This window comes from Lentisphaera marina (assembly GCF_028745505.1).
Taxonomy (GTDB): domain Bacteria; phylum Verrucomicrobiota; class Lentisphaeria; order Lentisphaerales; family Lentisphaeraceae; genus Lentisphaera; species Lentisphaera marina.
Genome location: NZ_JAQZZL010000002.1, coordinates 2,117,631 through 2,144,167 on the forward strand (window position 1 = coordinate 2,117,631; position 26,537 = coordinate 2,144,167).

At 39.3% G+C, this 26,537-nt stretch carries 19 protein-coding genes; 7 read left to right on the forward strand and 12 right to left on the reverse strand.

Annotated elements, in window-relative coordinates; all coding sequences use genetic code 11:
• The first annotated feature begins 17 nt into the window (after positions 1-17).
• Positions 18-1,385 carry a sulfatase-like hydrolase/transferase gene (locus PQO01_RS19715; protein ID WP_274315943.1) on the forward strand — a complete coding sequence of 456 codons (1,368 nt, stop codon included), beginning with the start codon at positions 18-20 and terminating at the stop codon, positions 1,383-1,385.
• A gap of 119 nt (positions 1,386-1,504) precedes the next feature.
• Complete coding sequence (locus PQO01_RS19720) at positions 1,505-3,475, forward strand: serine/threonine-protein kinase (protein WP_274315944.1); 1,971 nt, start codon at positions 1,505-1,507, stop codon at positions 3,473-3,475.
• A gap of 15 nt (positions 3,476-3,490) precedes the next feature.
• Here PQO01_RS19720 and PQO01_RS19725 read toward each other — a convergent pair whose 3' ends face one another.
• Entirely contained in the window at positions 3,491-4,093 is a 603-nt protein-coding gene (locus PQO01_RS19725; RefSeq protein WP_274315945.1) for an RNA polymerase sigma factor, read from the reverse strand.
• 146 nt (positions 4,094-4,239) lie between these two features.
• Here PQO01_RS19725 and PQO01_RS19730 point away from each other — a divergent pair, with 146 nt between their 5' ends.
• Complete coding sequence (locus PQO01_RS19730) at positions 4,240-5,973, forward strand: glucoamylase family protein (protein WP_274315946.1); 1,734 nt, start codon at positions 4,240-4,242, stop codon at positions 5,971-5,973.
• Between the two features lie 172 nt (positions 5,974-6,145).
• Here the strand turns inward: PQO01_RS19730 and PQO01_RS19735 are convergent, their stop codons facing one another.
• The 6 genes from PQO01_RS19735 to PQO01_RS19760 all read right to left on the reverse strand — a co-directional run bounded on the left by PQO01_RS19735 (position 6,146) and on the right by PQO01_RS19760 (position 16,778).
• Positions 6,146-7,150: a ThuA domain-containing protein gene (locus tag PQO01_RS19735; protein ID WP_274315947.1), complete on the reverse strand. Its 1,005-nt coding sequence runs from the start codon at positions 7,148-7,150 to the stop codon at positions 6,146-6,148.
• 460 nt (positions 7,151-7,610) lie between these two features.
• Positions 7,611-8,264, reverse strand: coding sequence for a c-type cytochrome (locus PQO01_RS19740; protein ID WP_274315948.1), 654 nt, complete (start codon positions 8,262-8,264; stop codon positions 7,611-7,613).
• A 6-nt stretch (positions 8,265-8,270) separates the two neighbouring features.
• The gene (locus PQO01_RS19745; RefSeq protein ID WP_274315949.1) at positions 8,271-9,614 is read right to left on the reverse strand and encodes a DUF1552 domain-containing protein; all 1,344 of its coding nucleotides are present in this window, start codon (positions 9,612-9,614) and stop codon (positions 8,271-8,273) included.
• Positions 9,615-9,626: 12 nt separating this feature from the next.
• Entirely contained in the window at positions 9,627-13,427 is a 3,801-nt protein-coding gene (locus tag PQO01_RS19750; protein ID WP_274315950.1) for a DUF1592 domain-containing protein, read from the reverse strand.
• A 371-nt stretch (positions 13,428-13,798) separates the two neighbouring features.
• On the reverse strand, positions 13,799-15,514 hold the full coding sequence (locus PQO01_RS19755; RefSeq protein WP_274315951.1) for a sodium:solute symporter: 1,716 nt from the start codon (positions 15,512-15,514) through the stop codon (positions 13,799-13,801).
• Position 15,515: 1 nt separating this feature from the next.
• On the reverse strand, positions 15,516-16,778 hold the full coding sequence (locus PQO01_RS19760) for an enolase C-terminal domain-like protein (RefSeq protein WP_274315952.1): 1,263 nt from the start codon (positions 16,776-16,778) through the stop codon (positions 15,516-15,518).
• A 146-nt stretch (positions 16,779-16,924) separates the two neighbouring features.
• Here PQO01_RS19760 and PQO01_RS19765 point away from each other — a divergent pair, with 146 nt between their 5' ends.
• From PQO01_RS19765 to PQO01_RS19775, 3 genes are all read left to right on the forward strand, one after another.
• A complete protein-coding gene (locus PQO01_RS19765) occupies positions 16,925-17,884 on the forward strand; it encodes a helix-turn-helix domain-containing protein (protein ID WP_274315953.1) in 960 nt (319 codons plus the stop codon).
• A 167-nt stretch (positions 17,885-18,051) separates the two neighbouring features.
• A complete protein-coding gene (locus PQO01_RS19770; protein WP_274315954.1) occupies positions 18,052-18,588 on the forward strand; it encodes a heme NO-binding domain-containing protein in 537 nt (178 codons plus the stop codon).
• Position 18,589: 1 nt separating this feature from the next.
• On the forward strand, positions 18,590-19,318 hold the full coding sequence (locus PQO01_RS19775) for a hypothetical protein (RefSeq protein ID WP_274315955.1): 729 nt from the start codon (positions 18,590-18,592) through the stop codon (positions 19,316-19,318).
• Positions 19,319-19,511: 193 nt separating this feature from the next.
• Here PQO01_RS19775 and PQO01_RS19780 read toward each other — a convergent pair whose 3' ends face one another.
• Complete coding sequence (locus PQO01_RS19780) at positions 19,512-20,738, reverse strand: type II toxin-antitoxin system HipA family toxin (RefSeq protein WP_274315956.1); 1,227 nt, start codon at positions 20,736-20,738, stop codon at positions 19,512-19,514.
• Positions 20,735-21,028: a helix-turn-helix domain-containing protein gene (locus tag PQO01_RS19785; RefSeq protein ID WP_274315957.1), complete on the reverse strand. Its 294-nt coding sequence runs from the start codon at positions 21,026-21,028 to the stop codon at positions 20,735-20,737. Before PQO01_RS19785 ends, PQO01_RS19780 begins: the two co-directional genes overlap by 4 nt.
• A gap of 227 nt (positions 21,029-21,255) precedes the next feature.
• On the opposite strand from PQO01_RS19785, the gene PQO01_RS19790 reads away from it, so the two are divergent.
• Complete coding sequence (locus PQO01_RS19790; protein WP_274315958.1) at positions 21,256-21,627, forward strand: Dabb family protein; 372 nt, start codon at positions 21,256-21,258, stop codon at positions 21,625-21,627.
• Between the two features lie 113 nt (positions 21,628-21,740).
• On the opposite strand, the gene PQO01_RS19795 is transcribed toward PQO01_RS19790, so the two are convergent.
• The 3 genes from PQO01_RS19795 to PQO01_RS19805 are packed head-to-tail and all read right to left on the reverse strand — an operon-like array spanning position 21,741 to position 26,494.
• Complete coding sequence (locus PQO01_RS19795) at positions 21,741-23,270, reverse strand: sulfatase family protein (RefSeq protein ID WP_274315959.1); 1,530 nt, start codon at positions 23,268-23,270, stop codon at positions 21,741-21,743.
• Between the two features lie 7 nt (positions 23,271-23,277).
• Positions 23,278-24,810, reverse strand: coding sequence for a sulfatase family protein (locus PQO01_RS19800; RefSeq protein WP_274315960.1), 1,533 nt, complete (start codon positions 24,808-24,810; stop codon positions 23,278-23,280).
• Between the two features lie 37 nt (positions 24,811-24,847).
• Positions 24,848-26,494 carry a sulfatase gene (locus PQO01_RS19805; RefSeq protein WP_274315961.1) on the reverse strand — a complete coding sequence of 549 codons (1,647 nt, stop codon included), beginning with the start codon at positions 26,492-26,494 and terminating at the stop codon, positions 24,848-24,850.
• Positions 26,495-26,537 lie beyond the last annotated feature (43 nt).

Genomic DNA, 26,537 nt, shown 5'->3' on the forward strand with positions numbered 1-26,537 from the left:
TTTTACTTAAAAAACTTATGAAAGCTATTTTTCTACTACTATTTTTTGCCAGTTCAAATTGGCTTATGGCCAACAAGAAACCGAATATCATTCTCATCTTAGCGGATGATTTGGGTTACCAAGATCTCGGCCATATGGGTGCTAAAGATATTACAACTCCGCATATCGATGCCCTAGCAAAATCTGGTATGGTTTTTACTCAAGCCTATCAATCTGCCTCCGTTTGTGGCCCCGCTCGTGCGGGACTTCTCACGGGGCGCTATCAGCAGATATTTGGTTCGGGTGAAAATCCTCCTGAAACGGGAGAACTAAGTCAGCGCTTCCCAGATGCTGGCATACCTTTGGACGAACAAATGATCTTCGAACTCCTTAAACCTGCTTCGTATCGTACGGGAGTTATTGGTAAATGGCATATGGGTTTGAGTCATGAGCAACGCCCGAGCCAAAGATCGGTTGATTATTTTTATGGCTTCTTAAACGGAGCGCACTCCTACCGAGAAGCCAAAATGAACATGCAAGGCCCACCCATGACATGGCCGATATTTCGCAATAATGACGCGGTCGAATTCTCTGGATATACGACTGAGGTATTCAATGATGAAGGGGTGAATTTTATTAAACGCAATAAGCAAAACCCCTTCTTTCTCTACATGTCTTATAATTCCGTTCACGGCCCATGGGAAGCTCAACCCAAGGACTTGGAACGTTCAGCACATATTAAAAAGAAATGGCGAAGAATTTACAGTGCTATGCTCATTTCCATGGATGATGGTGTCGGCCGTATCGTCCAAACGCTAAAAGATGAAGGGATTTATGATGATACGATAATCATTTTCATGAGTGATAATGGCGCCCCAAATAAATTAAACGAAGCCACTCGAGAAAATGATTATCTCGCTTCTAATGGTCCACTTAAAGGACGTAAAGGCGATACTTATGAAGGAGGAATTCGAGTTCCTTGCATCATAACTTGGCCTAAAGAAATTAAAGAACAAAGCACTTATAAGTATCCCGTCAGCGGCTTGGACATAGTACCGACCCTATTACATGTGAGCCAAGCAGCACCCGCTAAAAAGCAACTCAGTGGAGTTAACCTCATGCCTTATATTACAGGAGAAAATAAAGCCAGACCTCATGAAGTTCTTTACTGGCGCCGTGACGATGATTATGCCATTCGCAAAAAGGATTGGAAACTAACATGGAATGATCACAATGGCCCTCGTGTCCCCATGCTTTTTAATTTGGCAAATGACCCCAATGAAGAACAAAACCTCATTAAGCAATTTCCTGAAATAGCCAATAAACTTCAAAAAGAATTCGATCAATGGGATAGTCGTCTCCCCGATAATAAGTGGTGGGGTGGCCCAAGTAACCGCAAGCGCTAAGAAACTTGTGATTAATTATAGTTAAAAATAACTTTACTCTTCCACTAATACCTTTCAGCGTTTAAAATCATATCAAGCCAAATTTGATTTAGATAAGGGGCTCAATTGAGCTGAAATTTATGCCAAAAAAAATCAGTAATGAAGAATTTTTCCAAGATTTCATCCAAGTCGATGACTTCTTAAATGATGATAATTCTGCTGATCAATTTTGCCCCATTTTACAAAGCATCCAAAAATGTACTCAACGCTACGAACAAGCCCAAGACCTTGATCGCGGTGGATCAAAAAAAATCATCAAAGTTCACGATGCCATGACTTCGCGCCAAATTGCTTTGGCGGAACTCATTGATCAAGATCAGCCCGAGCGTTCCGAGCGTTTTTTTAGCGAAGTCTTTCTCACCGCATCCTTGGAACATCCAAATATTATTCCCATATATGATGCGGGCTTAAATGAGCAAGGCCAACCCTATTTCACCATGAAATTGGTAGAGGGAGAAAACCTAGAAAAACTTATTAAAGATGGTCCCAAAGATTTTTCACTGCAACAAGCCATCGATATTTTCCTCAAGATATGCGATGCCATCGAGTACGCTCACTCAAAAAACATCATTCATCTCGATATCAAACCCGCCAATATTCGCATGGGAAAATACGGTGAAGTCTTGGTCTGTGACTGGGGCATCGCCAAAATTTTTACTGACGATGATGCCCACGAAGAAGCGCAAAACTTTGAGCTTGATCCAAATATTATTAATGACGTCACTTTAGATGGTTTTATTAAGGGCTCTCCAGGCTACCTTGCTCCAGAACAAATTGACCCCTCATATGGTGTGAAAGATTATCAGAGCGATATTTATGCCCTTGGTGGGGTTCTCTATTTTCTCCTTTCTTTCCGCCCTCCACACGCACATGAGGATCTTCAGGAATGTATTCATCAGACCCTCAATGAACCCATAACTGAACTTAGCGAACTACGCAATCCTCATTTTAAAATTCCTTCCAGCCTAGCCGCCGTCGCCATAAAAGCATTAAATAAAAACAAAGCTCTACGCTACGAATCTGTACAAGAACTCCGAAGTGATATCCTCAAATGGCGTGAGGGCTTTGCAACAGAGGCGGAAAATGCCGGCTTCTGGGTCCTCAGTAGTTTACTATTTAAACGACACAAAGTTTTGAGTGGTCTCACGCTCTCATTTTTCTTTGTATGCCTCACTTTTATCTACCAACTCAAAGTCAGCGAAAGCCGTGCACTTAAGCAAAAACAATTGGCAGAATCAAATGCACTACTGGCTCAACAAAATGAAGATAAAGCCATACGAGCTTTAACACTGTATAAACAGGAAAAGGAAGTCGCTTTCATCGCCAGTATTGAAGCTGCCCCGGCGCTTTATGAAAAAGCTCTGAAGATGATGAGAACTGGAGAATTTAATAAATCACTCAAACAACTTTTATTAACCATCAAAAGAGACAAGAACTATACCCCCGCTAAAGTTTCACTTGCAGAACTCTATTTTATTAAACAGCAATTCAAAAAGTCTTATGACTACATTGAGGAGCAAAATCTCGAACCCTACACGAGTCATTTTTTTAAGACTCTAGAAAAATTTAAAGATAGTAAACCTCTCAATGAACAAAGTTTATTTGCACTTACAAAGGATCTGAAGCACATCGAGCTCGAGCAAATGCTTTGTCTCTATTATATCCAAAACTCAAAGTCAGATCAGTTCAAGATCACCATCTTGAAGCGACTACTAAAGCGTTCAAATACTCAAATCGATACTTCCAAAATCATGATTGAATTAATCAATGGTGAATTCAATATTGACCTTTCAAACATCAAGGACTTTCGTTATCTCATTGCTTTAAATGGTCTCAATATTAATAAACTCAAACTAAAAAACACTATGCTCATTCACTCTAGTGAATTTAAGTTTATTAGAGCTAAAGAAATCAATTTAGAAAATACAAATATCGATTTGTTCCACGATATTTTATACCTCCCAAAGCTGAAAAAAGTCATTCTCTCAAAGGGGGCTTATAACTACTTAAATTACGCGGATTTCTCTCATTTAATTATTGAGTTTAAATAAGCTATAATTAGCTACTTAACTTAATTCTTGACTTAAACGGTTCACTTCTTCTTTGAGTTTAGCGGTCATACGCTTTTGGTAAACATATACAGAGTTTAACTGCAAGCCCATTTCCTCACTGATCACTTTATGAGTTTTTCCCTTCTGCAATTCTAAAAAAACATTCGACATTTTTTCAGAAACCTTAGTCTTTAAATTCTGCAAAGCCATATTGACCAAGTAATTCTCCCACTCTCTTTCTGCCAATGCTTCAAACTCAGGCTCACTATCCTCACGATAGTATGCCCAATGTTCACTGTCGTAGGCTTTTTCTAGCCTGTTTTCGCGCCGTTGAATGACACGAAAGTGATCCATGACTGTGTTCCTAGTTACCTGACATAACCAACTGCGAAAACGCTTATTTTGATCGACTTTAAACTCCGGGAGTTTCTTCCATAACTTCACCATAACTTGTTGTACAAGTTCTTGTGCTTCATGATGATCCAAGTTTGTCCTACGGCAAATTAAGTAGATATATTTTTCGTAATAATAAACAAAATCTTCCCAAGCTTTATCATCGTGGCGATCACAGATTTTCTGAAGTAAAGTATGACGGGTTTGAAGTGGTTCTTGACTCATAAGATTTCCTTGCTGATTCTAAAACCCTAAAACCTCTAAACTCTTTTGTCAAATCATAAATTTTTCCATCTTACTCTCACTAAGCTGTCAAAAACATGACTCGTACTTACGTACCTAGAGTAAAATTAATTAGCCATAAAAAAATTATGAAAACTCTTTCACTATTCATTTCTATCCTTTTGATTTTGCTTTCAACGCAAGCACAATCCCATTCTGACAAAGACCTACTCAAACGCTTACATGCCGACACTTGGAACTGCTTAGATAGTATGATAGATCCCGGCACGGGTTTTCCCCAAGACACCCAATACCCCGGTGGCCATACCAACACCACTAATATTGGTCTTTACCTGGCCTCTCTCTGTGTCGCCGTTGAAACCAATCTTACGACTCATGAACACGGTTTTCTACGCGCCGAAAGAATCCTCACTTCCCTAGAAAGTTTGGAACGCCTACATGGTTTTATCCCTCATATTTTAGATGTTCAACTCAAAAGTAAAAAAGCCACTGGCTACGTCGCCATCTCCGACTTTAACAAGCTCATTGTTGGCCTCATCATGACAAAGCAAATATGGCCCAAACTCAGCCCTCGTGTCGACAAGTTCATCAATGCTGTTCAATGGGAAAAGCTCTATCACAAAGAAACGGGGAATGTCAGCTGGGGTTATGATTTCGACAAGGACATGCCTCTTGGCAATGGTCAACTATGGCTCACTGCGGATACGCGTTCTGCAGCTTTTCTGATGATTGCCACTGGTGCTGCTCCTCCCAGAATGTGGGCAGCGATGGATCGTAGCCCTCTCTATACACCCTATGGAAAAATTCTGCGAGGCTATGGTATGGGTGGTTTATTTATGATGGCCATGGATAGTATTTTTCTTGATGAATTAGCCACCGAAGTCGGTGAGTCATCGGGTAATTTTGCCTGGCAACAAATTCAATTCTCTAAAAAACGTGGCTATCCCTTCTGGGGATGGTCAAACTGCTACATGCCTGGTAAAGGTTACACCGAAGGAGGTCACTTATCTGAGCAAGTCATCACTCCACATGCTTTGGCATTAATGATTGATTTCTACCCACGACACGTCACCCAAGCTCTGCGTGGCTTAATAGACTCTGGCGGGAGCAAAGGACCTCACGATTTCGAAGACGTCAACTGGGGCTTACGCGATGCCTATAACATGAAAACTAAGGAATGGGATCATCGTTATCTCTCACTCGATCAAGGTATGTTATTTCTCGCCCTCTCCAATCACCTGCACGATGGTTTAGTTAGAAAAATTTACAGTGCAGATCCACTCGTTCAGCATGGTCTCAAATTAATCGCCCCCTATACACAAACTAATAAGGGTTTAATTAATCTTTGGGCACAACGCGATGCGCAAATCGATGCCCTATCAATAAATAAAAAATCAACCCAAAAAAGTTTGCATATAAAACCACTTCTCCCAAAACTTATAAATAATGCCCATATCAAAGCACAGACCAATGCTAATCAATCCATCTCAATTTCATTTGATAATAAAGCTAGCGAAGAACCACATCATGTCGCTTTAGAGCTCCCGCTCATTGATATTAGCGGCCTGAAATCTATGCAAGTTAATATAGACAAGATCGATTCTAGCAAGGATCAGCCTGGCTGGCTTAGACTCATGCTTATCGATGAATTCAATCAAAGCCGCTATGCTCACATTGAACTCAATAAAAGTCAGCTTTCTTATCAAATTAATTTAGAAACAATGCTCGGAATTCATATTAATGAGCACAAAATCAAATCCCTGCAGCTAGTATTTTGGTCTAAGCCTTGGTATTACCAAGACTTTAAAATGAAGGCCGATAAAGTTAGTCTTCAAATCAATAAAATTGATTTCCTTCAATAGCTACAACTCACCTGTGACAAGGAACGCTCTAGTCTTTTTTGTGCTGCAAAAACCATTCATCATGGTTTTTCCTTTCTTTGTGAATTTATCTCCTCTCAATATAATGGCTCGCACTAAAAAAAATCGCAAGCCGATATCAGCCTGCGATCTTACAGAAAATCTAGTGTGGAACTTATTTCACAGCTTTTGGGAATTTACCAAGCTTCGCACTTGGGGTAGCATCAGCTTCAATATCGCCCGCCGCATACTGAATACCCGTAAGAATGTGTTGCATGGCTACTGGATTCATAAAGGTTGCATCATTGTGCCCTAAGTTTGTGTAAAACACTCTTGAGCCTGTATAGGATCTGAGCCAAGAAACTGCGTAGTCATTATCTTTGCGCTTCATATTCTTTTTCATCATATTCGGTCCTGATAAATCAAGACTTAAGAGCACGCGCATTTTTTCACGAGTGAAATGCGTGTCTTCTTTATACTGATAGATTTCATCTTGAATAACAAAGCCTTGGGGAACCATTTTCGCACAAGGATGATCGGGACATTCATTATAAATCGTCACTTTATCACGTGCATTCCACGGGTGACCATCAAAAATACCGCCCATGGCTTCCAAATAATTTGGCCAATTTTTATGGCAGTCTGTTGCTGCGTGAATGCCGACTAAGCCATTGTCCGATGCCATGAATTTCTCGAAAGCTGCACGAGCTTGAGGACTAGCAATAGGATCCCTTGTTGTGCTAAGCATCAGGATTACATCATATTTTGCGAGCTCCGCATCATTAATCATCGCTTCATCTTCTGTCTGAACTGCAGTGTAAGCACCCGTTTTTTCGCCCATAGCTTTTAAAAGTAAAGCACCTATTTCTATAGAACCGTGGCGAAAACCAGTCGTTCTAGAGTAAATCAAAACTTTTCTCGGCGACTTAGATTTCACTGTCTCAAGCGAAGAAAACAATTTATTAATCTCAGCTTCTTTTTCTATTAGTGTTTTATTTGCCTTCAGTAAACTAATTTTCTGCTTGGTCGCCTTGGGGAGTTTTTTCTTATCTTTTGATCCTTTTTGTAAAGTTTGGATCTCTTGATTGAGCTTATTAATTTTGGTAGTTTTGTCATCATTTGCAAAGCTCGCCATACTTGCGATAGCTAAAGCAGAAAAAATAAAGTTCTTTAGTTTCATGTGCTCTCCTAGATAATTATTGTTATAAATCTTTATAAGATATAAGTCTTGCTGAGTATTAATACTCCACATGACATAGATTTGTAACATTATTTAACATAAATTATAACCTGCTGTTTCAAAATAAGGAATTATTTACTCAAAAAATCATGAAATAATTAAAGTAATGAACTCAAGCACAGTTCTTATTATGGGCAGATTTAGCACACCCTCTTTAAAAATATAAGAGCGGCCGATACCGAATCTTTAGCCAATTGGGGTTTTATCTTGTATCAACAAATGTGTGGTGTCACGATTTTGTTGATACGACCAAAAGCTCGGCATCGACTGTTCTTGAACATAAGTACGACTGCTCAAATAGATATCTAACAAATGATTTAGCTTAAGTTATTAATTTTTGTAAAATTTAGATCCGCCTAATTAGTTAGATGCCGATGTTTTACCTTGCTACTTTAAATCACTAATCTTTGACTTGCTTTAAACCACTGATATAGGCAGCTAAATCTTTAAAATCTTGCGCTTGTAATGAGTAGTCTTTTAAAACCTTTACCATCAACTGACCATGGGGATCTTTACTGCCATCCGCAACTCGCTGACCATTGCTGAATTTCTTGAGTGCCGACTCAATATATTGCGCTGATAAAATATTGAGCTTGGGGGCCTTCATCGATTCATTGCCTTCGGCATATAAACCATGACAGGAAATGCAGTTCGCATGTTTTTGGTAAAGCTGTTCACCGCGCTTAAAAGACTCATTTTTTATTTGAGGGCTTATGGGGGCTTTGAGTGAGGACAAATAACTTGCCAAAGCATCAATTTGTTCAGAACTCAAGTTTTTCACCTGTTGTCCCATCAAATGACCCACTGCATCTGTTTTGGCATCTTTCCCACGCACACCTGCTTTAAACTTTTTGAGTTGTTCAAGTAGATAGACTTTTGATTGCGACGCCAAGGCAGGGGTTTTTAAACTCTTTTTACCTTCGGCTTTTTCCCCATGACATTGTATGCATTTATTTCTAAAGAGTTCCGCTGCCTGGAGATGACTTTGCTTTTCTTGAGCCCACAAAAATGGGCAAAAGAAAAGTACAAAAGCAAACTTGGGGAAGTTGCTCATTAATAATTAAGCATTCTTAAAGGTAAAAATGCCTTCTTCTAATGGCTTTGTACTATCAGAGAAACTTTCTTCTTTGATTCCCATACTATGTAAAATACTTAGGTATAAATTACTCAATTGCTCACCATCGCGACGGAAATAAGAGCCATGCTTAACACCCATGTTTTTACCACCAGCTAAGAGTGTCGGCACGTTCTTCACATTATGCGTTGTACTACATCCACTACCGAAAAGAACTAATGAGTTATCGAGAAGGTTGCTATTACCTTCTTTAGTTTTCTTGAGTTTATCAAGGAAATAAGCGACTTGGCCACTCAAGAACTGATCGTATTTAGCAAAATCCATTTGCCCTTTTTTATCCTTCGCATGTGAAAGTCCATGGTGATCTTTACTGAGGCCCAAGCGTACTGGGAAAGTATTGGAGATACCCATGCCATCTTCACGATTGAGCATAAAGGCAACCGAGCGAGTAATATCCGCGTCAAAAGCCAAAGTAATCACATCAAACATAGTCTGATAAAATTGGGCTGGGTCTTGCTCCAAATCATAATCAAAGTTCAAATGACTATAGTCCTGTTTTTTGAGTGGGATATCAATCCATTTTTCTGAGGTTTCAAAACGTGATTCGAGTTCACTTAATGAAGTTAGGTACTGATCCATTTTTTCACGATCGGCAGACCCTAAACGCTTGTTGAAGTCGCGTGAGCTATCAAGAACTGCATCGACAATCTTCATCTTCTTTTTCAGGAGTGCACGTTGCTGTTCCATAGAATCTTTTGAACCGAGGAAAAGACGATTAAATACATCTCTGGGATTATTTTCTGCCGGGATCGGTTTACCTTCATTATTATAGGCAATTGTTCCCGTTCTCGAAAGAAAGCCTACACCATTGTCAATTGATAAAACCAAAGAAGCCTGACGACAATACTGCTTAGTATTGCGAGCGATAACTTGGTCCAAAGACACGGTATTATATTGTCCTGGTTTGGGGTCGTGGAAGGGTGCTCCCGTGAGCCACATATCAGAGCAGACATGTGGATCTGATAAAATGGCATTCTTGTGCCCTAAGCCGCCAAAAAAGGTGACCTCATTGCGGAATCTTTCCAAAGGTTTGGTGGATTGATTAAACTTAAAGTTGCGCCCCGTTTCTGCAGGGTACCAACTCCAATCATCGATTTTATTTTTAGCTTGGGGAATGGACATGCCATTAGCTGTGTAAAGCCCACAAAAACGCTTGGCACGATTGGACTCACTCAAAACTTCTTCACCCATAATTTCTAATGTCGGAAGAGCTAGACTAACGCCCGCAATCCCCTTGAGAACTGATCTTCTATTAAATGATTTTTTCATTCTTATACTTCCTTACTTCGTATTAAAAACATGACTATTGATAATAAATTTGAGAACATCTCGTGTCTTGTAACCCGTGGGTTTCAAAGCCTTTGCTTGTTCTTTAAGAAATGCGACTTCATCGAAATTCAAACTTCTACCCGTTGCGTAGATCGCTAAATGTTTCATGAAGCTGAAGGCAACTTGATCCATGCGTTCATCAATCAGGTATTGCTTCATTTCATTGAGGTCATTGACTTCCGTGCCATCGGGCAATTCTGATTCTGATTCTGCTTCATACTTTGCTTTCACAAAACCTGCAGCATCGTACATCTCGAATGGGATACCCCAAGGATCAATCTTCATATGACAATTCTTACAGCCCTTTTGATTCCTGTGAGCTTCCAATTTTTCTCTCAGAGTCATGGATTTATCTTCTTCATCCACACCTGGAACATTTGGTGGTGGCGTTCCAGGAGGCTCCGCAACAATTTTTCTCGCGACCCAAGTACCACGTTTCACTGGGTGAGATTCGTGACCATCAGATAAACCAGCTAAAACACTTGCTTGGGTAAGTATGCCCCCGCGATTTTTATCTGTCAGCATTACTTTCTGGAATTTATAACCCTGAGGATTTTTGTTTTCCAACTTATAGTATTCGGCAACTAAATCATTCGCCATAGTAAAATCTGAATTAATGATGTTACTCAATTCAAGGTTTTCTTGAATGAGGTGATTCATAAATTCTACCGGCTCCTGGCGCAGTTGCTGCTTCATGCGTTTTGTTAAAGTTGGGTAGAGTTTGTTATCTACTTTAACGGAATCAAATTTATCGAGCAATAACCAATCACGAGTAAAACGCGACGTGAAATTCGCAAAGCGAGGGTCATTGATCATCGCATCGATCTGCTTATTGAGATCTTTACTAATTTCTTGTGACTCGGCTTTAGCTAATAAATCCGCATCAGGTGGGCTATTCCACAAGAAGTAAGATAGCTTGGATGCTAATTCTGTATTGCTTAAAGCTTCTTTTTCAGGAGATTCAGATTTCTCCGTAATGAACAAGAACTGAGGTGAAGTCAAAACAACGAGAAGTGCATCCTTCACACTCTCGTGGAAGTTTTGGTTTTCTTCGTAGCTATCCTGCCAAATCTTATATGCAATACCTAGATCCCTGTCATTCACTTCTCCGCGATAAGCACGGTACATGAAGTTCTCTATAACTTCTTTTGCATAAACTTCTGGCTTATCGGAATTACTAGAATCAATAAATACGCTCTTGTGTGATTTTGTCGGCCATGATTCGTAATAAGGCCCTTCAAATTCTACGGATTTAACGAGCAGTCGTGGCACATCAATTTCAGTCACAAAATCATGACGTAAACCAATTTCACGTACACCCGCTAAGTAGTTGTCATTAGCTTTGTTCAGAACGGGACTCGGGAAGTCGTTGATACTACCGGTGAATTCGTAGTTCTTAAACTCATAAGAATCCACTTCTTGGCTAGGTCCAATTTCATTCAAAGTACTACCATCGTCACGACGGAAGCCCATCTGTAGATTGACTAATGGATTGCGTTGTTCAAAAGCTAGGAAATCTTTATATGTTTTTGATTTCTCTTGAAGCGGAGTCAAAGAAACACTATCGATGATAAGCCCTTTAGAAGCATTAAGCTTAACGGGATAATCTCCTGCCTCTAAACGAACCACTTTCATGCCTTCATTGCGCATCACCTCTTGCTCCCTGTCACTGAGGAAGCGTTTTGCCACAATTGTATCACCTTGTGAAAACGAAAATTCAGCACCATCAAAACGATCTTCATATCCCTTGCGATTATACACTTTCAGGGAACTGATAACTTTGGGCGTATCAAAGACAACTTTTATCCAAGGATTATCTTCTTGCTGTGTGTGAGCTAAGTTCGTCTTGTTCCCATCACTTAATTTCTCTGGACCCATGTTATCTGAATAACTTGAGCTCATAGTGATTTTGCTGTTTTTGATTAGCTTTTTATTCTTATCAAAAACTTCGAGCTCCCCCAAGTTAATTATCCTATCTTTACCAGGAACCTGAATGAGTAAAGATTCCACCTCTTTACCTGCTGATCCTTTGATAGAGATACTTGCATCACTCTTTTGTGCCTTACCCATTTGGATGGGGATAAATAACTTTTGATCTCCCAAATCGAAGTCTAAATTAGCTTTTTTATTATTTGCTAGGTATTTAAAATCTAACTGATAAACACCCGCTTCTTTGACAGTAAAAACTTTAGCTTCAGGTTTCACATATTTCACTGCTATAAATTCAGCACCATCAAAGCGGCTTTCGAAATCTTTTCTATTATAGATTTTCACTGATGTCAGGCTTTGTGCTTTTGGAAATTCAATTTTTAACCAGGGATTATTTTCTAGCCCTGTATGCGCAAAATTATTTTTATCGCCATCCGTTAGCTTATCCGTTGCCATACTCTTATCAAAGAGGGAACTCAAAGTCATCTTAGCATTTTTTATGAGCTGATTATTTTGATCGTAAAGTTCGATTTCTGATAAGTTTAAATAGCGATCTTTTCCCTTTAAAGAAATTTGCAAAGAACTAAATTTTTGATCATCGAAACCAGAAATCGTTATGAGCTCACCACTCTTACCATCTTCTATACCCGATATTTCATATGACGCAAGATCATTGAGCTTGAGCTGATTAGACGATTCATTAAATGAAACCACCTGTGTCTTATCATCTCCCTGTATGGCGGCAAAACCTTTAGGCAAATTTAAGTTATCACGGTGCTTAGCGGCATTCACTTTAATTTTGAAATTCCCTGTACTAGGCAATTCACGTAATGAAATTTTAAATCTCGGTGACCATACCATAGTGGGAGACCAGGCTGCCTTCGCAGGAATAGAGGGGCGCATCAGCATGCCACCTTCTGCAAAGTTGATGGGATCACCTTTGGGGTAAGGGGCTCTAGGACCACTCAAACCTGCAAAAACCGCATGATATATACTATTAAAATCACGCCATTCTCTAACCGTGCTATTCCCCTTATAACCTTGAATGAAACGATACTCTTTTTTCATGATATAAGGTTCGACCGCAAACTCTTTCTCAGGAACTAATTCATTGAATAAAAAGTTCTTCAGTTCGATCTGCTTACTACCTGCCCCAAGAATAAGTCGATCTGCAATGGGTTCTTTATTGATTCCATCACCAAAATCAATACGGAAATTCTGTACTTTGGGTTTCTCCTCAGGGTTGACCACCGAGAGATCTAAAGCTTTCTGAGCAATCGCAAAATAGGTTTCCATTTGCATGGGTGACAATTGCATTGAACCACCATCATTCGTGAAACCTTCTGGTGAAACGGCATCATTTGGCAAAGTTCGCCCGACATTTTCATCTAGCTTTAATAATTCGCGCAGGGTGTTTCTATACTGACTCTTAGTTAACCTTCTTACAGAACCATTCTTTTCCGCCGCTCTCAAGCGACCCGCATCTAAGTTTTCACTGATCCATGCCGTAAGCTCTAAACGCTGCTCCATAGTCGGTTGCTTACTATCTTCTGGAGGCATCACTTCATCAGAATCTAGAGGCATAGTCAGAACGTGCTGCATCTTTTCCCAGGAAAAGAGTTTCTTGCCTGAGAAATCATTTGCTAATTGATCAATGCGGAAACCACCTTTTTGCTTTTTTTCGCCGTGGCATCGCACACAAAATTTATCTAAAATCGGTTTTATTTTTTCATCATATTGATGATCCTCTCCAGCTGCCTGAGCCAGTGAGGTCAAGCTCCCAAATAAGGCAACTAAGCCCAAGTATTTTTTTGTAATCAACATTATTCAATAACCTAATTATTTGTTCTTTAAAAACAGTATGTGATTTTGTCCGATAAGTTAACAGTTAGTACCAGTGGGAAGATAAAATGACTGCAAAAGCTAAAATCATATGAATTATTAGAAACAATATGCATCTTTTCACTTATAACTTTCATAAAAAAATGATCGAAATATATAAATACCTTTTCACGATAGGTATGCCTGTTCTACACAGAGCATCATCAAATGAGCTCCATTTATCATTTTTATCTTGAGCGTGTGAATATGGGTCTGCAAGAACAAAGAGGTCATATTATTCATAGTGAATATGACAAGCCATCAATAGTATTAAGATGATAAAAATAATTTCATAAAATCACCCAATCCTGTTTTTATCTAAAAGTATAAAAAAGAACTAACATGATGCAGACTAAAACCGCGGATAGAGTTTTGTAGTTACCAATCCCCTTCCAAGCTTCGCCCTGCAGAGCTTCAAAAGGAGTATTCCAGTAGAGTTTCTCACTTTCCTCAGTGTGTTCATGAGGATTAATCGTCGAGATAATCGCAATGATAATCACGTAAAAAACACAAAGGTAAAAAGCTTGCATTAGGAAGGGCACTTCACTCCAAACAGGAATGGTGACTCCTGTGAAACTGAACACCATTAAAGCTAATGACACAACAAAACCTAAAGCTAAGGTAATTACCGCTGCTTTAGACGAGGCTTTTTTCCAGAACACCCCCATAACAAAGACCGCGGTAATGGGTGCAGCAATGTAACCAATCAGCGTATTCAAACCCTGAATAATGCTACCAAATCGATCCAATTGTAATGAAATGATAATAGAGATGATTGTAGCGGCTACACAAGCAATACGTCCCACTTTTACTAAGTGCTGATCATCGGCATCTTCTTTAAAACGCTTGTAGATATCGTAACTCACCAAAGTAGAGATTGAGTTAAGGGCTCCAGACACTGTACTCATGAGAGCTGACAACAATGCGGCAGCAACCACACCTTTTAAGCCCACGGGAAGAAGTTCACGGATCATAACGGCATAAGTTTGACTCGAATCAATCACTTCTTTGCCATCTACCAATTTTGTGGGCATCGCCGATTCGGGAATAATTCCCTGCTGAACGATGGCATAAAACATTAGGCCAGGAAGAATGAAAATGAAAACGGGAAGAATCTTGATAAAGCCTGCAAATATAGAACCAACTCGCGCATGATTCTCATCTTTTGCTCCGAGTACGCGCTGCACAATCGTTTGGTCGGCACACCAATACCAAATGCCTAAAACTGGGAAGCCCAATAGGAAAGCATACCAAGGCGAATGCCCCCCGGATTTGAGCATGCTCAATTTGCTATCCACTACCTCGCCCGCTTCATTTTTAATCTGTGCATGACTCGTAATTAAATCGATCACACTCTCTCCGCTTGAACCAAGTTTAGTCCAACAGAAATAAGTCACAAAACAGGCGCCGAGTAAAAGCACAATCGTTTGAATAGATTCAGTAAGAACCACTGCCATAAGACCGCCCACCACCGTATAAATACCTGTCAGTATCGCGACGCCAATCACACTATAGAGAATGGGAAAGCCAAACATGCCTTTGAGCACCACGGCACCCGTATAGAGGGCAAACGCAATGTGAATAGCGATTGCTGAAACAACCGACATAACGGCTAACCAATCTCGACAAGTTCTCGAGTAACGTTTTTCTAAAAAGTCTGGTAAGGTGGTCACTTTAGATCTTATATAAAAAGGTGCAAAAAAGACTCCGAGAATGATCAATGTAAACACCGCCATCCATTCGTAGTTACCCGAAAGAAGCCCTTCGTCAAAACCCGTTTGAGCCAGAGAAACAAGATGAACTGTCGAGATATTTGTTGCGAAGAGCGCAAGTCCAATAGCAGGCCACTTCAATGTCCCACCTGCTAGAAAATAATCTTTTGCCGACTCTTGCTTATTTTTATTGCGCATGCCCGCCCAACAGCCAACCGCAATAATACCGACTATATAGAAAATAATTACCCCTATATCAATCCCGCCAATACTATTCACTGCTTCGGCATTGACATCCATATCTATTGATTTCGCCATTTTAGACCCCTACCTGAATTTGATCATTTTGTAAACATTTTAAATCGCTACTGGCTCCCACATCTTGAGGAGTGATGTAACGACCATCAACAATTTGGCAGGGCTGCACAAAGTGCTCCTGTAAATGAGGAATGTGTTCGAGGAAGAGTGCCTCATGTCCCATGGCAATATGATTATATAAAACCAAATGCTGATGGATTTGTCCCATATCACCCACGTGTGGAACAACGGGAATATTATATTTTCGGCTCATCAATGAGATGAGTAAAAACTCACTTATACCGCCAACGCGCACCGCATCAACTTGGTTAAAGTGCATCGCATTGGACTGCAAGTAATTTTTAAAAATGACGCGATTCGGCACATGCTCACCGCAGGCAACTTTAATAGGAGAAATAGCTCGTGCTAGAGTCTGATGCCCCAAAACATCATCGGGATGTGTTGGCTCTTCGATCCAATAAGGGTTCATATCCTTGGCCTTCATCATAAACTCGATGGATTCATGCAACTGCCATTGCTGATTGCAGTCGAGCATCACTGTCGCTGCATCTCCTGCGCACTCACGCACCATGTAGGCACGACGTAAATCGCGTTCGTGATCAGGCGACCCCACTTTGAGTTTCATAGAAGTAAAACCCGCTGCCATACTCTTTTTTATATTCTCACGAACTTTTTCATCTGAATAATTAAACCAGCCAATTGAGGTATCGTAACCTTGATAATTCTCCGTCAAAACCCCTTCGCGCTTGTGGCGGTCAATAGCGTGAGAATTGAGAATAACACGAGCTTCATCTTTCGTCAGCACATCTTCGACATAAGAAAAATCGAGCAGTTTAATGGTCTCTTCCGTACTTAAATCGAGGAGAAGTTTCCAGAGTGGGACTTGCTTTTTCTTGGCCCATAAATCAAAGCAGGCATTAGTAATCGCGCCCAAGGCCAATTGTACCACACCTTTATGAGGACCAATCCAGCGAAATTGAGTATGGTTGGAAAGCTTGCGCTGAAACTCACCAAAATCCGCCATGAGCTCATCAATATCTTTGCCCACTAATTCCTGAGCTAAAAACTCAATCGCTTGGCAAACAAGTTCATTACCAGCTCCCACAGTAAAGGCCAGTCCACTGCCCTTTTGCTGATTTTCTGTATAGAGTTCACACACTGCATAAGAATACACTGCATCTAAATGTACGGCATCACTGCCAGCTCCTGGGCCTAGCGGGAAACGAGTATCCCGGGCCACGACTTTGGTAATTATTAAACTCATAAAAGTTTTCCATTTATTTTTGTTTGTTTAAAAATAAATAAGTAAATACATTTAACTTTCGAAAAAAGATGATCGTTATATATACAAAAATAAGAATCCACCCTTTATTATCTTAGAGTGAAATAAGACAAGAAGATGATTTAATTATGAATATTTTGGAACGTTACGGCATTCGCGAAGGTGATCAAGCGAGCCTCCACAGCTCTCTTCCGGTTATCGGCAGGCGAGCCATTTCCGAAGTTCTGGAAAATACCATTTTTGCCCATAGCATGCCCTTTTTTCAATTAATTTATGTTGAAAGCGGTGAGCTTGACTGGTGGGTGGAAGGTGAGTTCTACCACCTCTCACCAGGGAAACTTATTTTAGTAAAACCCTACGAGACTCAAAGTTCATTAAAGGGTAAGCTCCCCGTTGGAGAACGCTATTTTCTGCAATTTAATATGTATGAAAAAGGGCCCGAAATTACTCAGGATGAATGGATAAAAATCAGGAAATTATTATCTGAGTACATACCCCGCACCATCACTGTGGGGAAAGAGTTTAAACATAGCTTTGAGAAACTACTGGAGGCTCATCGCAAGCCCAACTCTTTTAGTCCCCTCATTGCTAAGGCTCAATTTTATGAAATTATCTCAATTTTAAACCAAGCTCAAGAAAGCTATTTAAAAGCTGTGAAAGTAGAGCACACTGCTGCCATCAGTATCATCAAAACTGTCAATTCATATATCAATGCCAACCTCGATACAGTTATAACAAGCTCCAAATTAGCGGATTTATTAGAGCTGAGCGAAGTTCATTTTCGCAGAAAATTTCAGGCCGCTAGCGGTATATCCCCCATCAAGTACGTGAATTTCAAAAAACTCCAGGAAGCCAGACGCTTACTTACAGAGACAGAATTAAATATAAGCCAAATTGCTGTAGAACTGGCCTTCTCTAGCTCACAGCATTTTTCCCATAGCTTCTCTAAAGCCTTCTCCCTCAGTCCTCGCGAATACCGCAAAGAAGTTCTCTCTGCCTTTAAAAAAGCACCACTTAAAAAAGTCTCTCAAGTCTCCGCAGAAATTGCCTCGCGTTTTACGAAGGTGGATCAATACAAAGCTCTCTGAACTAACTTTAGATAAAAAACTCCAGAAAGAATACTAATAAAAAATTGACTTCATTAACATTAAATCATATTTTTTATGATGTAATGTCTAAATTAATGTAACAACTTCATTTGATTTTTGTATATTGTATTTTGATAGTTACATTACATAAATAATGGAGATTAATAATGTATGGTTTGATAGGTGTGGCTGTAAAAAAATTAGTAGAAACAGAAATGGGAGCTCAAGCATGGGAAGAAATATGTGAAAAAGCTGATTTTCCCGAAAAAGATTTCATTAAAACTGATTGCTATGACGATAAATTAATATTTGAATTGGTTCAGCAAGTGAGTGAAAAATTAAACACAAGCACTTCTGAAGTATTAAAAAAATTTGGTCATTATTGGATAGATTTTGCTGTATCAGAGGGATATGGTGAAGCATATAAAATTGGAGGAAATTCATTTGTAGATTTCCTTAAAAATCTTAATAAATTACATCTTTATGTTGCAACCTCATTTTCAAATTTAAAGCCTCCACACTTTCAGGTAGTTAATGAACGTGGACAGGAATTTGATCTGATTTATAGATCAACGAGAAATGGCTTAGAGTTTATGGTTATTGGTTTAGTTGAAGCTCTGGGTATGAAATTCAACAATACTGTCAGTATTACTGATATGATCAAGGATTCAGAAAAGGTATTACTAAAAATTAAATATAACTAGTATGATACGTCGAGATGATTATGTGATAAAATATGGAATTAGTTATGATTGGCTAAAGCAAATTTTTCCCTTTTATTTACTAATTTCCAATGAAAACAAGCTTTTAGATAAAGGCCCCGGTTTTGCTTGGTTAGATGTAAAACTTGAAGTTGATGATTGTATATCAAGCACTTTCACTCCCTTCTATTTTTTCAAAGAATTAACATATGATTTCATTAAAAATGATTCAGACGAAGAGGTCGTTTTTACAGATCATCAAAACTCTTTCACGTTAAAAGGGAAAGCCTATTTTTTTTCAGATGTAAATTCAATGCTTTTGCTAACAAGTATATCAATACACAGTCCAGAAATTGCTAATAAGATTCAATCAAAAAACTTTGAGCCTTATAATCAAACTCTTGATATGATTTTTTTGAAAGCAATGCAAGAAGCAGAATCTAAAAAAAGCTTAGCTCTCATTAGAAAACTTGAAAAAAGAGCTAGAGATTTAGCAGAAGAAAATAAAAAAATATCTTCAGGGCGAGTCTTTGTTAATGGTGAAAAAATTAAACAAATCAGGCAGTCAAAATTAATGAGTGTAGATAATTTTGTAAATCACAGTATTGATCGTAAATGCTACCTTTCAAAATCTACCATTAAAAGAGCCGAAGCTGGAGTTAAAGTTTATTTTAAAACTGCTCTAGACATTGCCAATGTTCTCGATGTAAACATTCAAGAAATTCTGCAATGATTATTCGCCCTCTTTACATACTTTATTCCTCCGCTCATTTCTCCTGAGACCACGGATTTCCCCAAAGAAAACCTGAATATCCCCACTTAAAAAAGTCTCTCAAGTCTCCGCAGAAATTGCTTAGGGTTTTACGAGGACTTAATCGAAAGTTTTCAAAGCCCATTTGGCCTTATTTTATACTGTATTTTGGTATTTATAGTCTGAGACGCTTAAGGTTTGCTTGAATGTGCTTATCAATCATTTGGATCTCTTTAGCTTCAATTTCGTATTCTTTTGCTAAGCTCGAGAATTGATTAAGGGATTCAGAGACTTCTTCAATTGTACTTTTTACTTGTTTGACTGAAATCCCAGATTTCTCCGCCAGTTTGACTAAGCCTTGCCCCGTGGGATTTTTGCCTTCTCCGCAAAGACTCATACTATGCTCACCACCTGGACCACTATTAAAAGTTAAATCATAGGCCGGTGCAGCTGACCACTCTTTGTCATAGATGAAGGAAAAATTCTTCACATGGTCATCGCGATTATGACTAGCAATATTAAATACCGCCTGCCTAAAGACTTGTTCCACATCTTCTTGATTTTTTGTTAAGACTCGAGTGACTTTAAGTAGATCTAAATAATCACTTGAAGGAATACGATAATTGCAATGAATTAAGTTTCCAAAAGTATGAATGTGGACCCGCTTCCCTGCTTTACGATCAAAGCGTTTAATCCCAAAATAATAAGATTCATCAGCACTTTTATAGAGTCTCGTCTCAGGCATTCTTAACCCTGATTTTCGCGCCATTTGTGAGTAAACATATTCAAGCTTCCCGGAATCGTTGTGCTCATTAGGCGCAATAAACTTTAAAATCCACGCTTCAAAGCCATCCGGTAAAATATCTGCCGTGATGATTTCATCACCCTTAATGCCTGCTAAAACTTTGGGGCGTGCGCCCCCAGGACTTCCTCCATGATGGAGCAATTGAGGTAATACATCGCTAAGTGAACCTTGCCAGACTTTCTCTACTTCATCAGCCATGATTTGTAAATCTAGCACTTCTCGTAATACATCTTCGGACTGCGAGCAGGGGCGATAGCTTAAGGCACCCATCGTTCGTGAACCCAAATAAGCCAAGCGATCCAGTATCGACAAGTGATTAGGATTAAGTCCCTGTTTACGAAACATACGATCCATTAAAAGAAGCCCCCAGCCATCCGGTAAAGAATCATCAAATAGACCAAAGACTTGTCCAAAATCATAATCTTTAAATTCATAAAGACCCGATTTAGGAGCTAATTTAAAAGGAGATAACCACAAGGGCTCAGATAAAAAGTCACTTGCGTACTCAAAGTAAATTTTTCTATCCTGTTCAGCTAAAGTTCCAATGAGCCGTGAATCACTTTCACTTTGCTGATAATAAACCTCTAACTTTTTCATAAGCGCCCCCGCTGCGGTTTATCTTCACCAACTTCCAAATCTTTCAGACTCTGTGCCAAAGGAGCTTTAAATATATGCTCGAAATCATCTAAGTGATCGAGAGCAAAGGCTAGCTTCAATAACGACTCAAGAGAAATAAGACCACTTTTCTCAAAACGACGCAAGGACGCCAAACTCACTCCAGAGCGTTCAGCTAAGGTTTGCTGCTTCCAAGCCAGAGCTAAGCGCCTAGATTTCATTCTCTGAGCTAAATCCAAAGCCACTTCATCTGGAGTATCTAAGCTATACATAATATATTATCAATTAGTGGTTAAAAATTCATATTAACGTTAATATATTACTACTTAATAGGATACTTTTCAAGTTTCTAGGCTCATTTACAAGCCGGTTCGAAGTATCTAGATCTTTGCGAAAAGCGCAGAAATTATCGTTTTTTACCTATTTTTTGCAAGTTTTCTCCTATTCAACTTAGATAGGAAGTGGCTTATTAGGACATCAGAAAATTTAGGATAATCTTATGTATAAAGTAATAATAATTTTAATGGTACTCATTATGAATTCATGTTCCACTCTAGAAAATCAAACTGATCCACAAGTTCAACATATCGTCATGTGCTGGTTAAAACCCGATGCCTCACAGACAGAATTTATCCAAGCAGTAAAAGGGCTTAAAAAAATTGAAGAAGTACAAAATGTTTCTATTGGTACAAAATTAGAGAGTGTCGAACCAGTCGCGGACAATTCTTTTGACATCTCCTTCATCATCACTTTCAAAAACAACGATGACCTAAAAGTCTACCTCTATCATCCCAAGCATGTCGAAGCCGTCAAGACTATACTAAAACCTGCCCTCGCCAAAGTCGTCGTCTACGACTTCCAGGAATTATAAATTTACTTTTTTTGAGTCATCAACCCTTCACTCTTTTAAAAGAAATAATTTTTCGCAAGAAATAGCACACACCACTAAGCCCGTGAACATCACGAGCTTTTTTATTGAGAACATTAATCTTTCAGTAAAGGTTTTCCCTGTTTGCGAATCTGTATAAATTTGTTCATCAATTCTTTTTTAATTTGTTCATATTCAGGATTAGCAATCAAATTTTTCGTTTCACTTTCCATAGGGTTTGAAGACAAGTTAAACAAAGACTTCTCCTTCAAGGTTTTGAGATTCTTTTGACTTGAAGACTCTATAATTAGTTTCCAATATCCTTTGCGAATTGCATGTAAAGCTTTCTTTTTCCCAAAAATGCTCTGATGAAATAAGTACTCATGCCCAGCTTCTTCCTTTGGATTTTTAAAAATAGGCAAGAGATTCTTTGAATCCAGAATCACCTCACGGTTAATTTCTTGCCCCACAATTGAAGCTAGAGTAGCAACTACATCATGAGCGACTATTAAAGCTTCGGATTGACTTGCTTGCTTTATTACCTTTGGCCAAACGGCGATAAAGGGGACTAAGTGGCCACCTTCAAATATGCTACTCTTTATTCCTCGCCAGCCATTTACTGAATCATGCCCCAAATCACTCATTGCCTGATCAGGTTTTAAGCCGCCATTATCAGATGTGAAGATAAACAAAGTATTTTCAGCATAGCCATTCTTCTCTAATGCAGCTCTTAAGATGCCAATTTGAACGTCTAACTCCACTATCATGTCTCCGTGTTTACCAGGAGTCGAACCAGCTATTTTGACGCTATTTAATTCTTTGGGAGCCGTATGGGGTATGTGAACTGCCTGAGAGCAGTAGTACATAAAAAATGGTTTATTCACATGGTTTTTTTTGTGCTCATCAATAAAATTGACCGCCTTATTCACTAGTAACTCACCCGCTTTACGCGGGTCCCAATGACTATCACCCACTCCAGTCAAATCATTGTGCTTTCTAGCCTTATCATACATAAGTTGCTTGGATGAAAGCTTTTTTAGAATCGAATCCTTATGAAGAGGCTTCCATTTATTATTTTCATAAAAGGCAAAGGGTTCACCCTGAATACCCTGGGGTAATTCATATGAGTAATCGAAGCCATAATCATTTGGTCCTTTAGCTCTACGGGAATAGTCGATCATATCGGTTTTCCAGCCCGTGTGTAATTGATCTGAACCCTGTTGATACATCTGACCACCCAGTCCCCATTTACCAAAAAATGCCGTTCGATAAGAGGCCTTTTTTACAATTCGAGCGGAGGTCGTAAATTTTGGGTCAATTCCAGTATCGCGATGACTCATCCATACACCAAAAGGCGAGTAGTTTCTGAATGAATAATTGCCAGTCAGCATACTAAAGCGCGTTGGAGCACAGAGTGAGGCCGGTGAATGAGCGTTGGAAAAATGTATTCCCTCGGCAATCATTTTATCCAGTTCAGGGGTATTTATTATTGCTTTTTCAGAACTTCTCTGACGATGAAAATAGGAGATATCCCCAGGCCCCAAGTCATCCGCCATCACAAGAACAATATTAGGCATTTCTTTTGCGTTAATCGCAATAAGAGAGCAAAGCAATAACAACGAAAATTTACTTAAATTTGAATACATAAAGCGCCTAAGATTTTTTCTTTTTCGTTTTTTTAGAATCATTTTTTTTACTTCTGTAATTTATATAGATGGCACTATCACTCAAAGCCCAGTCAATATCTTTTTTCATGTTAGACGCTTTAAAACTTGGGTCATTATATTTTGTCCCATAGCGTTGCATATGCTTTGCTAAACCTCGTATTACAGATCTGTATTCTGGGTCATTTATGTAATTGATTGTCTCATCGGGGTTTGCTTTTTTATCTATTAACCAAATTTCATCCGAGGGATCCATAACCAACTTGTATCTTTCCGAAATAGCTGCGACCCATTTGGCCTTTGTTCCGCGAATAAAGGTCACATCATCCCAGCCCTTTGGTGCTTGTTTAATAAGTAAATGGGAAGCATTTCTCCCCTCTTCTTTACCTACAGTTTTTTTATCCATTAAACCTAAAATAGTTGGGAGAAAATCCACTCCACTCAAAGCTTCATTGACTATTTTCCCTGAGCTAATCTTCTTAGGATATCGCACAATGAAAGGAACTTTTGCTGATGCTTCTAGAGGAACCCCCTTATTTTGCCTTCCGTGTTCACCTCTCATATCCCCATGATCAGACGTGAATACCACAATAGTATTTTCTAAGATCCCCTGTTCATCTAAACAAGTCATGATTCGGGCGATATTATCGTCAATACATTTTATCATACCAAAGTATTGACTGTGATCTGCTGCTCCTCTCTTAGTTGTGGCCCAGGAGGGCAAGCCTTCCTGTTTTTTAGATGCGGTTTTTGGCTTCTGAAAATTCATATGAGTATACATTGTGTCGTAAGGGGCTCGCACCGTATCTGGACCATGGGGGTCTGGGTAACTCACCATATAACAAAATGGACTCGATTTGTGCTGAGTTATAAAGTCAATTGTTTTATTGGTGAGCCAATCTGTTGTATAAGTATTTTCGTCAGCACCATCGACGTCGTAAGTTGGTGTCCCTCTTTTTTCAGCTCCGATTTTAGGGCCCGAAGCCGTATCCAATATTTTTTTCCAATGCCCCCGATTAAACATGAAGCGATTATCTTCGAACCCAAATTGACGCTCAGGTCCCCATTGTGGTTTACCGTCACCATCTAAATGCCACTTTCCTGAATACCCCGTCGTGTAGCCATGAGACTGCAGAATTGAGCCAAAAGATACCACCTCGTCACTCATGTGAGTATTATTATCTATAACAGGGGTATTTTGCGGGTACTGTCCACTGATAAATGAGCCACGCGCCGGTGAGCAGACCGGAGAAGATGCATAGAAGTTATTACAAAGGACGCCCTCTTCTGCCAATTTATCAATATGTGGAGTCTCGACAATATTTCCGTCTCCCCAGATCATGGCCTGATCTTTGGAAAGTAATTTTCTGTAACAACCCAAAGTTCTAAAATTGTGCTCGTCAGTCATAATAATGAGAAGATTCGGGTTCTCTTTCGTGGCTTCTGCGTACAACTTTGGAGTAGAAACTAAACAGGCCGCAGCTGAACCCACATTTATCTTTAAAAAATCTCTTCTATTCATCTAAATCTCCTACAGGTAAAATTTTCATTTATAAACACTAAATAGAAACAAAGTTGCTTTTGTCGCCCTTCATTTTCTTTAGCTTGGATTTAAACTTTGATATCACTTCTTTATATTCCGGCTTTTGTGCCAAATCATATTTTTCTATCGGATCATTTTTAAGGTCATAAAGATGCATTTCATCCTGAGATACATAGACAAACCGGTATCTCTTTGATCTCATGGAGTATTTTAGTGATTTTTCAACTATACCTTCAACACTCATCGTCTGCTGTTGTTTATCGCTAATCCACTGTTTCATAATTGCGGTGACCGCAATTTCATCACCATCCCATTTTTCTTTGGAAGGATTTATGAGCAATGGCTTGAGACTGTGGCCTGATAAGGGCTGTCCACCCTTTTTATAGGTCTTCCCCTTTAGCCTACATAAATCGACTAGTGTCGGATAAATATCCATCAGAGATACCGGCACATTGCACTGACTGTTTCTTTTTGCTAAACCGGGGACACGAATAAGTAAGGGAATTCGACAAGCTTCTTCCCAAGTTGAGTTTTTACCGATCTGCAAATGCTCACCATTGTGCCAGCCGTGATCCGAAGTAATGATGACAATTGTGTTATCTTTATATTTACTGTTTTCTAATGCATCCAATACACGACCAATATTTTCATCTGCTGCATGAACACTGGCTAAATAGGCTTGATTATATAATTTAAATGCGGTCGTCAGGTCACCGTAGCTCGCATAGAGCTCATGCACTTTTTTATAAGGCTTCTCCAACTTAGAATAGTCGTCCAATGGCTTAAAGTTTTTGATAGTTTCCAACTGTCCTGCCGTCAATTGAACATCTTCAATTGGAAAATGGTCGAAGTGTTTTTGCTCGGCATGCATGGGTGTATGAGGGCGTACAAAACCCAAATTAAGGTAAAATGGTGCTTTTAATTCATCACCTTCCCCTTCAAACCAGCCCTTCACTAAATCAGCGTTTACTTTATCCGGAGTCATGTAGCCTCTCTTCGGATCATACTCTGTTTTGGCATTTATATTTTTACTCCACACAGTCCCCATTTTGGAGCCTTCTGCGGGACCTGACACCCAATGAGCTTTCTCACCTAAACCTTTTTCAGGAGCTGCTTCTAGAATCCCAAAAGATCCATCTACTCGACCACGATCTGCAAAGGGAGATTTAACATTTGGATGCGCACCTACTGAATCATCTTCATTTTTCCAAAAAGGGCCATACAAGGGGCCGTAATAGTGTTTCGTCCAATTCTTGTGTTCAACACCATGTTCTGTCTTCCCCGTGCCAATGGAGTAATAATTGTTTTTCTTAAAGTAATCAGAAAGGGTAAAATTATTTTTCAATCCCTTGTGCTTACTAATACTTTTCATTGCTAGGCCCGAATGCCATGGCGCTATGCCAGTATGTAGGCTAGCACGACTTGGAGCACACCAACCAGCATTGGAAAAAGCATTTGTGAAAGACACAGCCGTTTTAGCAAACTGATCGAGATTTGGTGTCTTTGATTGTGGATGACCACCAAGTCCATTGACATAATCATTTAAATCATCGGCAATAATGAACAATACGTTGTAAGGCGTGTCCGTGGCACCTTGAATACTTAGGCTGAAAGCAAGTGTAGCAATGTATAGCAATTTTCTGAAAAACTTTTTAAAAATCATATCTTTATCTTTTTATTTGTATTTAAAATTGAGCGTTTCTTTC